This is a genomic window from Streptomyces sp. YIM 121038 (assembly GCF_006088715.1).
Taxonomy (GTDB): Bacteria; Actinomycetota; Actinomycetes; order Streptomycetales; family Streptomycetaceae; genus Streptomyces.
Genome location: NZ_CP030771.1, coordinates 1,523,497 through 1,536,007, shown reverse-complemented (window position 1 = coordinate 1,536,007; position 12,511 = coordinate 1,523,497). Strand labels below are relative to the sequence as shown.

At 74.2% G+C, this 12,511-nt stretch carries 9 protein-coding genes; 6 read left to right on the top strand and 3 right to left on the bottom strand.

All coding sequences use genetic code 11. The features are described 5' to 3' along the window. Positions 1–22 precede the first annotated feature (22 nt). Positions 23–661 carry an NAD(P)H-binding protein gene (locus C9F11_RS05830; protein ID WP_138966129.1) on the bottom strand — a complete coding sequence of 213 codons (639 nt, stop codon included), beginning with the start codon at positions 659–661 and terminating at the stop codon, positions 23–25. A 53-nt stretch (positions 662–714) separates the two neighbouring features. Beyond that, complete coding sequence (locus C9F11_RS05825; protein ID WP_249401615.1) at positions 715–1,626, bottom strand: EamA family transporter; 912 nt, start codon at positions 1,624–1,626, stop codon at positions 715–717. 192 nt (positions 1,627–1,818) lie between these two features. On the opposite strand from C9F11_RS05825, the gene C9F11_RS05820 reads away from it, so the two are divergent. Beyond that, positions 1,819–2,718: a LysR family transcriptional regulator gene (locus C9F11_RS05820; RefSeq protein ID WP_138958232.1), complete on the top strand. Its 900-nt coding sequence runs from the start codon at positions 1,819–1,821 to the stop codon at positions 2,716–2,718. Between the two features lie 7 nt (positions 2,719–2,725). Here the strand turns inward: C9F11_RS05820 and C9F11_RS05815 are convergent, their stop codons facing one another. Then, positions 2,726–3,151, bottom strand: coding sequence for a metalloregulator ArsR/SmtB family transcription factor (locus C9F11_RS05815; protein ID WP_138958231.1), 426 nt, complete (start codon positions 3,149–3,151; stop codon positions 2,726–2,728). 486 nt (positions 3,152–3,637) lie between these two features. Between C9F11_RS05815 and C9F11_RS05810 the strand changes: the two genes are divergently transcribed. The 5 genes from C9F11_RS05810 (at position 3,638) to C9F11_RS05790 (ending at position 12,442) form a co-directional block, all read left to right on the top strand. Beyond that, on the top strand, positions 3,638–6,466 hold the full coding sequence (locus C9F11_RS05810) for a LuxR family transcriptional regulator (protein WP_171075648.1): 2,829 nt from the start codon (positions 3,638–3,640) through the stop codon (positions 6,464–6,466). Positions 6,467–6,734: 268 nt separating this feature from the next. Then, a complete protein-coding gene (locus C9F11_RS05805) occupies positions 6,735–7,388 on the top strand; it encodes a response regulator transcription factor (RefSeq protein WP_138958229.1) in 654 nt (217 codons plus the stop codon). An 8-nt stretch (positions 7,389–7,396) separates the two neighbouring features. After that, positions 7,397–8,668, top strand: coding sequence for an ATP-binding protein (locus C9F11_RS05800; protein ID WP_138958228.1), 1,272 nt, complete (start codon positions 7,397–7,399; stop codon positions 8,666–8,668). Between the two features lie 442 nt (positions 8,669–9,110). Next, positions 9,111–10,049 (top strand): ParB/RepB/Spo0J family partition protein, encoded by a 939-nt coding sequence (locus tag C9F11_RS05795; protein WP_249401614.1) that lies wholly within the window; start codon positions 9,111–9,113, stop codon positions 10,047–10,049. A gap of 290 nt (positions 10,050–10,339) precedes the next feature. Beyond that, on the top strand, positions 10,340–12,442 hold the full coding sequence (locus C9F11_RS05790) for an ABC transporter ATP-binding protein (protein WP_249401613.1): 2,103 nt from the start codon (positions 10,340–10,342) through the stop codon (positions 12,440–12,442). The last annotated feature ends 69 nt before the right edge of the window (positions 12,443–12,511 follow it).

The window sequence follows — 12,511 nt, the reverse complement described above, 5'->3', positions numbered from 1 at the left end:
GAGAGCGGTGCGGCCGCAGCGCTCAGGCAGCGGCGACCGTGATGTGGCGCTCCGGGCCGGGTGACTCCAGCTCGTCGACCACAGCCACCGCCAGGTCCTCCGCGCTGATCCACGAGCGGCCGTCGGCGCCGGTGAGCAGGGTGTCGGTGCCGCGCAGGTAGCGGCCCGTGCGGTCGCCGGGTTCGAGCAGCGCCGGCGGGCTCAGATAGACCCAGTCGCCCCCGGCGTGGTCCTGGCAGGTCCGCAGCTGGGCCACGCCCGCGGCGGCGACGGCCGTCACCGCCGCGGGCACGTACGCCGGATCGTCGGCGACCAGCAGGCCCGCCGCGCCCGGGCTGCGCAGCGCCCCCGCGCCCCCGACCACGAGGACGCGCAGGCCGAGCCGCGCGGCGCTGTCGAGGACCGTCCGCGTGGCCCCGACCAGGAACTCCTGGTCGACCGGCAGGGTCCGCAGGGTCACCACGACCGCGTCCGCGCCGGAGCCCGCGAGGGCCGCGTGCAGCGACTCCGGGGCGCGGGCGTCGACCCCGACCGGCGTCACGTGCGGCGCGTCGCCCGTGGGCCGCCGGGACAGGGCGAGCACGCGGTGCCCCCGGGCACCGGCCTCGGCGATCACCCGGCTGCCCACCATCCCGGTGGCGCCGAGCACGGCGATCGTCATGCCCGCCCTTCCTTCCGCCGGCGTCTCCCGCGTGGCCGTCTTCACCGAGGTGTTCATCGCGTCCGCTCTCCTTGCGTCAGGTCTTCGGTTACGTGGATGTCGGGTGGGGGGCTGTGGTGCCGCAGCCGTGGGGGACCGAGCTGCGTGGCGAGCAGGGCCGCGAGGGCCAGGGCGAAGCCGAGGCCCTGCGGCAGGTTCAGGGACTCGCCGAGCGCGAGGCCGACGACGGTGGCGACCAGCGGCGAGAGCAGCACCAGCGGCGCGGACGCGCCGACCGGCAGCTTGCCGATGCCGCGGAACCACAGCGTGAACGAGACGATCCCGCCCATGCCGCCGAGCCACAGGTAACCGGCCACGGCCTCGCCGTCGACCCCGTGCGGCACCCCCTCGGCCAGGAGCGTGAGCGGGAGCAGCAGCAGCCCGCCCGCCGTCAGCTGCCAGCCCGCGAGGGCCAGCGGACCGACCCCCGCGGGGCGGCCCCAGCGCTTGGTGAGGACGATCCCGCCCGCCATGCCCGCCGTGCCGCCGAGGGCGGCCAGGACGCCGACGGCGTCCAGGCGGGCCTGCGGGCCGAGCACGACGAGCCCGACACCGAGCACACCGAGCCCGCTCCAGGTCCACTGCCAGGCCGTCGGCCGGTCGCGCAGCACCACGATGGAGAGACCGGCGACCAGCAGCGGCTGGGCGGCGCCGAGGGTGGCCGCCACCCCGCCGGGGAGCCGCTCGGCCGCCAGGAACAACAGGGGGAACAGCGCGCCGATGTTGAGCGCGCCCACGACGGCGGCCTTCCACCACCAGTCCCCGCGGGGCAGGACCCGGGTGAGCGCGAGGGCGAGCAGCCCCGCGGGCAGGGCGCGCACGAGCCCGGCGAACAGCGGTTGCCCGGGCGGCAGCAGCTCCGTGGTCACCGCGTACGTGGTGCCCCAGGAGGCGGGAGCGAGTGCGGTCAGCGCGACGGTCGCCACCCGTGGCGCCGAAGAGGCCCGCGAAGGGCCCGGTGAAGAGGCCCGTGAAGGGCCCGGAGGAGTGGCCCGTGAAGGGCCCGGTGACCGCTCGGTCGGTATCGGCGTGCTCGGCATGTGAGGAGTCTCGGCCGCACCCCTCCATGGCTCCAAAGCATGGTTGTCATCGCAGCTATGAACGATCACCATGATCGCGTGGATCTCCAGCAGATGCGGTACGTCGTCGCCGTCGCCGAAACCCGTAACTTCACGCGCGCCGCGGAGCGCTGCTCCGTGGTGCAGTCGTCCCTCAGCCACCGGATCGCGAGCCTGGAGCGGGAGCTGGGGGTGAAGCTGTTCGCCCGGTCCAGCCGCCGCACCGAACCGACCAGCGCGGGTCAGGCGTTCCTCGTCGGCGCGCGGGCGTGTCTGGCCGCCGCGGAGCGCGCGGCCGCCGACGCCGCGGCCGCGTCGGGCGTGGTGAGCGGGCGGCTCGCCGTCGGCGTGATCGTGACCACGGCGGCCGTCGACGTGGCCGAACTGCTCCAGCGCTATCGCGCCCGCCATCCGGACGTCCGGGTCTTCCTGCGGGGCGGCCGCAGCGACGCGCTGACGGCCGCGGTCCGCGACGGCGACCTGGACATCGCCTTCCTCGGCCTGCCGGAGGGCGATGTGCCCTCCGGCGTGGAGTCCCTCGTCCTCGACCGGGACGAGCACGTGCTCGTCGTGCCCGCCGGGCACCGCCTCGCGGGCGCCGACCGGGTCACGCTGGGGGAGATCGCGGGGGAGACGTTCGTGGACTTCGCGGCCGGGTCGCCCGCCCGGGCCCAGTCCGATCAGGCGTTCGCGGCGGCGGGCCTGGTCCGTGACGTGGCGTTCGAGGCCCAGGTCGCCCTGATGACCGGTCTCATCGCGCGCGGGCTCGGGGTCGCGCTGCTGCCGTCGGCGTTCATCCGGCCGCCGGTCGCCGCGGACCCCGGGCTCGCCCTCGTCCCGGTGGTCGACGGGCCGCGGCGCGTGGAGTACCTGGTGTGGAGCCGGTTCAACCCCAGCCCCGCCACCCGGGCCCTCCTCGCCGTCCTCGGCGTCAAGGGGCAGTCGGCGACGGCGTCCTGACGAGCAGTCAGTGTCCGGTCGCCGGGCGGCGGCGGGCGGCCCGGCCCACCCGGGCCCGCGGCGCCGTGGCGGGCGCGTGCGCGGCGGCGGGCTCGGCGGCCGCGCCCTCCGGGGCGCTCGGCTCGGCCCGCGCGGCGGCGGGCCGCGCCACCAGGGCCGCCTCTTCGAGGAGGCCGCGCACGTCCGCGGCCCGGTAGTAGATCCGGGTGCCCTCGCGGCGCGGCACCACGAGTCCGGCCGCCCGCAGCTTCGCCAGGTGCTGGGAGGTCGCGGCCACGTGCGCGCCGATCAGCTCCGCGAGCGCGCTGACCGGCAGCTCCTGCTGGCTGAGCGCCCACAGCAGGCGGTAACGGGAGGGGTCGGCCACGGCCTTGAGCACGGCCACGGCCTGGTCCGCGGCCGCCGCGTCCCACGACTGTCCTTGCGCATCCATGCAAGTAGGGTACGTCGGCTCCGGGAGCGGTGGGCGCCCACGGGCGGCGACGGCCGGTCACCGCCGGGGCGTCGGTGACGCCCGCTGGAAGCCCGCCGCAAGCCCTTTCATGGCAAAGGTCCGGGCCAAGACGGCGGGCGCGGGGCCGCCGGGTCGGGTGTGTTCAGCTGCAAGGCCCGCCGCGGGAGCGTCGCGCCAGGTCAGCGCGGCAGGCCCGGCACGCCCTTCTGAATAGCCATTGCTTTTCGCTCCGGTGGAATAGTGCAAGAAACGTCCGGCGATGCGGAATTTAGAAATCCGTTCATGGAGTGGATGGCGCAATTTCGGCGGTCACCGGGCGCGATTGCGTTAAATCCCGCTGGTAGTCGATTTTCTGATGTGGAAGAATCTTCAATCAGCTGGTCGGTCGCGTCCGAAAGATTGGGTCAGACCATCCGGCAGTGCCGGACACGAGTCAGCCGTCAGGTGCGGGGGAGAAGTCGGCTCATGAATGTGGTGGAACGGGACGAGGAATTCTCGATCATGGAAGGCATGCTCGGCGCCACCGTCGCCGGGCAGGGCGGAGCGCTCTTGGTGAGCGGGGTCGCGGCGAGCGGGAAGACCGCGCTCCTGCGTGCCTTCGGTGCTCGGGCGCACGCCGCTGGGGCGCTGTTGATGCAGGCCACAGCCTCGGATGTGGAGCGCGATATGCCCCTGGGGGTGATGGGGCAGCTGCTGCTCGGCGCGGAGCTGCCGGACGTCGACGCCACCAGGGCGGCACGGCTCGTCGATCTCGTGGCGGTCACCGTGCCGACGCGGCGGGCGCGGGTCACGCTGCCCGCCACGGTGGTGAATGTGATCACGGAACTCAGTGGGATTATCATCGAAAAGGCGAAGGAAAGGCCAGTGGTGCTCGTCATCGATGACGTCCACCACGCCGATCCTTATTCTCTGGAAGGGCTGCTCTATCTGGCGCGCAGACTGGATGCGAGCCGCATTCTGATGCTGCTCGGAGAAAGCGGAAGTGGCCTTTCCGGCAATACGGGATCCGGCGCGGCGCGCTTCCAGGTGGATCTGCTGCGCGTCGCCGGCTGCCGCCATATCAGGCTCGGCCCGCTGACCCGGCGGGGCGTGGCCGAGCTGGCCGCCGCGTGCGGCGGCCACGGCCGGCGGTGGTGGGGGACGCGCCCGCTGGTCGCGGAGCTCCACCGCATCGGCGGTGGAAACCCCTTGCTCACCCGGGCGCTGATCGAGGACGGCCGTGGACCGGGCGCCGGGAGCGGCGAGGGCGGCCCCGCGGACCTGGTGCCCGGCGAGGCCTTCGAGCAGGCCGTGACGATGTGTCTGTACCGCAGCGACACCGCGACGCGGAACGCCGCCTGGGCGCTCGCGGTCCTCGGCCCGCACGCCGCCCACGCCGAGCTGGCCGAAGTCCTCGGCGTCAGCCGCGAGTCGGCGCACCGCGGCCTGGACGCGCTGCGCGCCGGGGGACTGCTCGGCTCCGGCTGGTTCCGGCACGAGGCGGGCCGCGCCGCGGTCCTGCGCAGCATGGAGCCCACGCACCGCGCGCACCTGGAGGCCCGCGTCGCCGAGGTCCTGCACGACCACGGCCACGCGGCCACGGTGGTCGTGCGCCATCTGATCCAGGCGGGCCCCATCGAGGCCGCGTGGGCGCTGCCCACCCTCCTGGAGGCCGCCGAGCGGGCCCTCGCCGACGACGAGGTGGGGCTCGCCCTCGCCTGTCTGCGCGTCGCCCGCGCCAGCTGCGCGGACGAGCGGCGCTCCCTGGAGATCAGGGCCGCGCTGACCCGGGCCGCCCGGCGGGTCAACCCGGCCACGGCCGCCCAGCACCTGCCCGCGCTCACCGCCGGGGCGCTCGCGGGCCGCGTCAGCACCCGGCACGCGGCCGAACTCGTCGGCCACCTGCTGTGGTTCGGGCAGGTCGACCAGGCCACCGCCGTGCTCCGCGCCGCCGAGAAGTGCCGCGCGGCGGGCGCGGCGCCCGGCGCGGGCACCCCGCACCGGCTCGACGACGTGCGGCTCTGGCTGGCGTACGAGTACCCGGGCCTGCCGCGCCCCGCGCGGGCGGCCGATGAGGCGTCGTGGGGGGCCGGACCTGCGCGCAGCGCGCACGAACGGGCGGCGACGCTGGTGCGGGCGGTGCTCGACGGGGCCGGTGACGACGTCGTGGTGCGGGCGGAGCAGACCCTCCAGGGCACCCGGCTCGACGACGGCACGGTGCCCGCGCTCGTCGTCGCGCTGAACGCGCTGATCCTCGCCGACCGCCTGGACAAGGCGGCGTACTGGAGCGAGACCCTGTTCAAGGAGGCCACCGCGCGCAGCGCCCCCATGTGGCAGGCGCAGCTCGCGTCCGTCAAGGCCCGTGTCGAGGTCAGGCTCGGCGGGCTCGCCGCGGCCGACCGGTCCGCGCACACGGCGATCACGCTGGTGCCCGCCGAGGGCTGGGGCGTCGCCCTCGCGGCGCCGGTCGCCCTCGCCGTGTACGCCAAGACCGCGCTCGGCCGGCTGGACGCCGCCGCCGCCCATCTGTGCGTCCCCGTACCGGAGATGGCCTTCCACACGCCCGACGGCCTCGTCTATCTGTGGGCGCGCGGTCACTACTACCTGGCGGCGGGCCGGCCGTACGCGGCGCTGGACGACTTCCGCACCTGTGGCGACCTCATGACCTGCTGGGACCTCGACCTGCCCGGGCTCGTGCCCTGGCGCACCGACGCGGCCCAGGCCCAGCTGGCCCTGGGCGACGAGCGCCGCGCCCACGACCTCGCCGAGGAGCAGCTGGCCCTGGTCGGCCCGGGGGCGGCCTGGACGCGCGGCGTCTCGCTGCGGGTCCTCGCCCGCACCCTGCCCGCGGCCCGCCGCCCGCCGCTCCTGGAGGAGGCCGTGGAGATACTGCGCGAGAGCGGGCACCGGCTCGAACTCGCCCGCGCCACCGACGAGCTGGCCCGCGCCCACCGCGAACTCGGCGGCGCCGGGCAGGCCAGGTCCCTCGCCCGCAAGGCGCAGCAGCTGGCCCGCGAGTGCGGCGTGCCCGCCCCCGCGGCGCCGCGGCCGGCCGATCCCGGCACCCCGCTGGGCGGCGACGGCGCCTGGGCCCCGCCCGCCGCCGGACGCCCGGTCGAACTGAGCGACGCGGAGCTGCGCGTGGCCACCCTCGCCGCCCGCGGGCACACCAACCGGCAGATCGCGGACAAGCTGTTCATCACCATCAGCACCGTCGAACAGCACCTGACCCGCGCCTACCGGAAACTGGACGTCCAGCGCCGCACGGACCTCACGGAGAAGATCAGACCCGCCGCGGGCAGCGGCACCCGCTAGCGGCGCCCCGCGCCGCGCCGGGACCGGTCGCGGACGTCCGTCGGTCGTCTCCGTGGTCACCGTCTCGTTCTACGAGGCGGACGGTCACAGGGCGGTCCGCGCGTCCGCTCCGGTCACAGGGGGCCACCGGGCACCCACCGGCGCCCGGCGCGGTCCTGTGGACATGGACACCGGGCGGCGCCGGTACGCTGCCGCTGTGGGACGGGCCCGGGCTGTGACCCGTGCGTGACGCGGGCCCGGGCAGTCTCCAGTGGTGCGGGGGTGGCCGATGAGAGTGCTCGTGGTCGAGGACCACACCGAACTCGCCCAGTCCGTGGCGCGCGTCCTGCGCCGCCAGGGCATGGCGGTCGACGTGGCGTACGACGGCGCCGACGCGCTGGAGCGCACGGCGGTGGTCGAGTACGACGTCGTCGTCCTGGACCGGGACCTGCCCGTCGTCCACGGCGACGAGGTGTGCAGCCGCCTTGCCGCGCAGCCGGTGCACGCCCGCGTCCTGATGCTCACCGCGTCCGGCACCATCGCCGACCGCGTCGACGGCTTCAACCTCGGCGCGGACGACTATCTGCCCAAGCCCTTCGCGTACGCCGAGCTGGTCGCCCGCATCCGCGCGCTCGCCCGGCGCCCGCAGCCCGCCCTGCCGCCGGTCCTCGTCCACGACGACCTGTGCCTGGACCCGGCGCAGCGGATCGCGACCCGGGCCGGGCACCGACTGGCCCTCACGCCCAAGGAGTTCGCGGTCCTGGAGTACCTGCTCGCCGCCCAAGGGAGGGTGGTGTCGGCGGAGGAACTCCTGGAACGGGTGTGGGACGAGGCCGCCGACCCCTTCACCACCACCGTCAAGGCGACCATCAACCGGCTGCGCCCGAAGCTCGGCACCCCGCCCGTCATCGAGACCGTGCCTCGGGGTGGGTATCGGATTTGAGGCACCCCATGCGACTGACCGCGCCGTCCGCGCCCCCTGTGTCCGCTGTGTTCCGCCGACTGCTGCCGAAGCGGGTGCGGATGCGCCTGACGCTCCTGTACGGCGTGCTGTTCGTCGTCTCCGGCGCCGTGCTGCTCGCGATCACCTATCTGCTCGTCACCCACGCCTCGACGAGCGTCGTCCTCGGCAGGGAGGGCGACGGCCCCGTCCTGGGGCGCGCGGACGGCGCGAGCGGCCCGCTCGGCCTGACCGGCGGCCGGCTGCCCCTGCCCCTCAAGGACGGCACCCGGGCGCTGCGCGAACACGCCTACCGCCAGCACCAGCAGGACCTGCGGAGCCTCGTGGTGCAGTCCGGCATCGCGCTCGCCATCATGGCCGTCCTGTCCATCGCGCTCGGCTGGCTCGTCGCCGGGCGCGTGCTGCGGCCGCTGCGCACCATGACCGGCACCATCCGCCGCATCTCCGCGCGCAACGTGCACGAGCGCCTCGCCGTCGCGGGCCCCGCCGACGAGCTGAAGGACCTCGCCGACACCGTCGACGGGCTCCTCGGCCGCCTGGAGACCGCGCTCGACGCGCACAAGCGCTTCGTCGCCAACGCCGCCCACGAGCTGCGCACCCCGCTCACCCTGGAGCACGCGCTCGTGGAGGAGTCGCTCATGGACCGCGAGGCCACCGTGGAGTCGTACCGCTCGAATCTGGAGCGGCTCCTCACGATCAGCGAACAGCAGGCGCGGCTGCTCGAATCGCTGCTCACCCTGTCCAGCAGCGAGCGCGGCCTGGACCGCCGCGAGCCGCTCGACCTGGCCGACGTCGCGGAGCAGACGGTCCGCGTGCCGCGCCCCGACGCCGCGCGGCACCGGCTGCGGATCACGACGAGCACCGCGCCCGCCCCGCTCGCGGGCGACTCCGCGCTCGTCCAGCGGCTCGTGGCGAACCTCGTCGACAACGCCGTGGGCTACAACGTGCCCGGCGGCCACGTGCGGATCAGCACGGGCACCGAGGACGGCCGGGCCCTCGTGACCGTCGTCAACTCCGGCCCCCGGGTGCCGCCGGAGCAGGTGGAGCGGCTCTTCGAGCCCTTCCAGCGGCTCGGCCGCACCGCCGACGAGGGCCACCACGGGCTCGGTCTGTCCATCGTCCGCACCATCGCCACCGCCCACGACGCCCTGCTCAGCGCGTCCGCGCGGCCCGGCGGCGGCCTGGTGGTGGCGGTCGCCTTCCCGGCGCGCGCCGAGCCCGCGAGCCCCGCGCCGCGGCACGACCCCACCGCCGCCCGGTGACGCCCGGATAGGGGTGAATAGGGGTGTCCGGGGCGCGGACCGGCCTGTTAATGAGGGGTACCAGGCCGGAAAACGCGTTGTTAAGGTGAGCGTGTTCGGCTATCACGAAGTCGTTCTGTTACGTCATGAATGCGGTGTCGCGCAGATCGCGCCAGGAAATACGGGCCCGCGGAATGCGACGCCGTCCGTGAACGCCGCGTCGCAGCACAATGCGGCGTTCACGCCAGGACATTGAATTCGGGGATTTCGGAGACTTCAGAGCCGCAGACGTCGGTGCCGCTCTGTCCGGGACGGGAGTCCGCGTGACGACGACCGCGGCACGCACCGGGGAGACGGAACGGCGGTGGGTATCGACGGCCTGCTCGGCGCGAACACATCACTAGGGGGAGTTGAGTTGGCACTACCCGGGCACCCGCGCATCGATCGACTCACGGTCGTCGAAGTGGAGATCAGCACACTGTCGACGGCCGGTTCACCCAGACTCTCCGGAGCGGATCCGGACCACGTGGAGACACTGGCCGCCGTACAGACACCACTGCCGCCGATCACCGTCCACCGCTCGACGATGCGGGTCATCGACGGGCTGCACCGCGTGCGCGCCGCACAGGTGCGCGGCCGGACCGCGATCGCCGTCCGGTTCTTCGACGGCGACGAGGCCGACGCCTTCGTGCTCGCTGTGGAGTCCAACATCGCCCACGGGCTTCCGCTGACGACCACGGACCGCAAGCGCGCGGCCCGGCGCATCATCACCTCGCACCCGCAGTGGTCGGACCGCATGATCGCCTCGGTCGCGGGCATCGCGCCCGGCACGGTCGCCGAGATCCGCAGGCGCGCGCCGGGCCAGGTCACCGGCGCGCAGTCCCGCATCGGCCAGGACGGCAGGGTCCGCCCGGTCAACGGCGCCGAGGGCCGCAGGCTGGCCAGCGAGATCATCGCGGAGAACCCGGGCCTGTCGCTCCGCCAGGTCGCGCGGGCCGCCTCCATCTCGCCCGAGACGGTCCGCGACGTGCGCAACCGCATGATGCGCGGCGAGGATCCGCAGCTGCGGCGCGGACGGCGGGCGGGCTGCCGGGAGGCGGCGCCCACCGGGCCGCGCACGGGCTTCGGCCCGGTCGCGGTGCCCGACCGGGGCCAGGCCCAGGCCCGCGCCGCGATCGTGGACCGGCTCAAGGCGGACCCGGCCCTGCGGTTCAGCGAGACCGGGCGCATGCTGCTGCGGCTGCTCACCATCCACACGCTGAGCCCGGAGGACTGGGACAAGATCATCGACAGGGTGCCGCCGCACTGCGGTGCCATCGTGGCCGAACTCGCCACGGACTGTGCGGAGATGTGGGCGGAGTTCGCGCAGCGCGTGCAGCGCAAGGCCGTGGAGACGGCCTGAGCGGGGGGCTTGGCCGCCGGGCGGCCGCCCTCTGCCGCCTGCCGTGGCCCGTTCTGTCGTCTGCGGGTCCGTTGTGGCTGGTCGCGCAGTTCCCCGCGCCCCTTCGGGGCGCCCCGCCCCGCCCCGTCCAAGTGTGTACGTCACTCGGTCGGACAGTGGCCTCTCCATATTCCCGCGAAGGTCGTCCACTGCCTATTTTTCAGGCCTGGTTGGCGGGAATGCGGGGCGCTACCGTCCTGGGTACGAGCGCAGCCGAAGGAACGTACGCGATCCCGAGAGGATTCCATCGCGTGTTAATCACCCAAGGTCCTGGTGGAATTACCGTCGGAGACCCGAACTCGTCCGACACCGAGAAACAGAAACTGCGGGCGGGAACGTCGCGCCGCGCCCTCACCTATGTGCGCCCGCACCGGAACGCGCTGCTCTTCCTGCTGCTCACCACCGTGGTGGATTCCCTCGTCATCGTGGCGACCCCCCTGCTGCTCAAGGACATCGTCGACGACGGCATCCTCAAGGACGACCTGGGGCTCGTGGTGACCCTGGCCCTGGTCGTCGCCGGGCTCGCCGTCGTGGACGCGGTGATGCAGCTCGCGCAGAGCTACTTCTCCGGGCGCGTCGGCCAGGGCGTCAGCCACGACCTGCGCGTCCAGACGTTCACCCACGTCCAGCGGCAGCCCATGGCGTTCTTCACCCGCACCCAGACGGGCCTGCTCACCAGCCGCCTCAACGCCGACGTGATGCTGGCCCAGCAGTCCATCGGCCTGATCCTCACCTCGGCCACCAGCGTCCTGACGGTGCTCCTCGTGCTCGCCGAGATGTTCTACCTGTCCTGGCTGATCACCCTGATCGCCGTCGCCATGCTGCCGCTGTTCGTCGTGCCCGGCCTCTACGTCGGGCGGCGCCTGCAGCGCTACTCGCGCGAGCAGATGCAGTCCAACGCCGAACTCGCGGGCGTCATCCAGGAGCGGTTCAACGTCAGCGGCGCCATGCTCGCCAAGCTCTACGGCCGCCCCCGCTCCGAGGCCGAGGCGTTCGCGGCCCGCGCGCGCCGGGTCCGCGACGTCGGCGTGGTCTGGACCGTGTTCAGCCGGATGTCGTTCATCTTCATGGCGCTGCTCGCCGCGCTCGCCACGGCGCTCGTGTACGGCGTCGGCGGCGCCCTCGTCCTGGACGGCGCCTTCCGCCTCGGCACGCTCGTGGCCCTCGCCGTGCTCATGGGCCGCCTCTACGGCCCCATCACCCAGCTGTCCAGCATGCAGTCGAACGTCCTGACCGCCCTGGTCAGCTTCGACCGGCTCTTCGAGGTGCTCGATCTGAAGCCCCTCATCGAGGAGAAGCCCGACGCCCGCGCCCTGCCCGCCCCCGGCACCGGGGCCGCGCCGCGCGTCGAGTTCGACCGGGTGGGCTTCCGCTACCCGCGCCCCAGCGAGGTGTCGCTCGCGTCCCTGGAGGCCGGCGCGCTCTCGCAGCGGGAGCGCGACCAGGAGACACCGGTGGTGCTGCACGAGCTGACCTTCGAGCTGCCGCCCGGCAAGCTCACGGCCCTGGTCGGCCCGTCCGGCGGCGGCAAGACCACGATGACGCACCTGGTGTCGCGCCTGTACGACCCGACGTCGGGCACCGTCCGCGTCGACGGCCACGACCTGCGGGACCTCACCCTGGACTCGCTGCGCGACACGGTCGGCGTGGTCACCCAGGACGCGCACTTCTACCACGACACGATCCGCGCCAACCTCACCTACGCCCGCCCCGACGCCACCGACGGCGACCTCCTCAAGGCCTGCGACGCGGCCCGGATCGGCGAGTTGATCCGCTCGCTGCCCAGCGGCCTCGACACCGTCGTCGGCGACCGCGGCTACCGACTGTCGGGCGGCGAGAAGCAACGCCTGGCCCTGGCCCGTCTGTTGCTCAAGGCCCCGTCCGTCGTCGTCCTCGACGAGGCGACCGCCCATCTGGACTCCGAGTCCGAGGCGGCCGTCCAGCGGGCCCTGACCACCGCCCTGCGCGACCGCACCTCCCTGGTGATCGCCCACCGCCTGTCCACCATCCGCGAGGCCGACCAGATCCTCGTCGTGGACGGCGGCCGCATCCGCGAACGCGGCACGCACGAGGAACTCCTCGCCGCCGAGGGCCTGTACGCCGAGCTGTACCACACGCAGTTCCAGCGCAAGGGCGCCAACGGCACCGGTCCCCGGACGCGGACCCGCACGCCCGGCGACGGGCCGGTCCTCGGCGAGGGCCCCGTCCTCGGCCAGGGCCCCGTCCTCGGCCAGGGCCCCGTGCTCGGCCGTGGCCCCATGCCCGGCGGCAGCGACGGCCTCGTCCTCGGCGGCGGGCTGCCGCCCGGGGGCGGCGAGTACGCCGTCCGCCGCCGCGGCGAGCCGGACGACTAGCCACGGCGCCCCGCACCCCACGCCTCACGCCACGCCCCGCACCCCACGCCCCGTACAGCCGCCCATCAG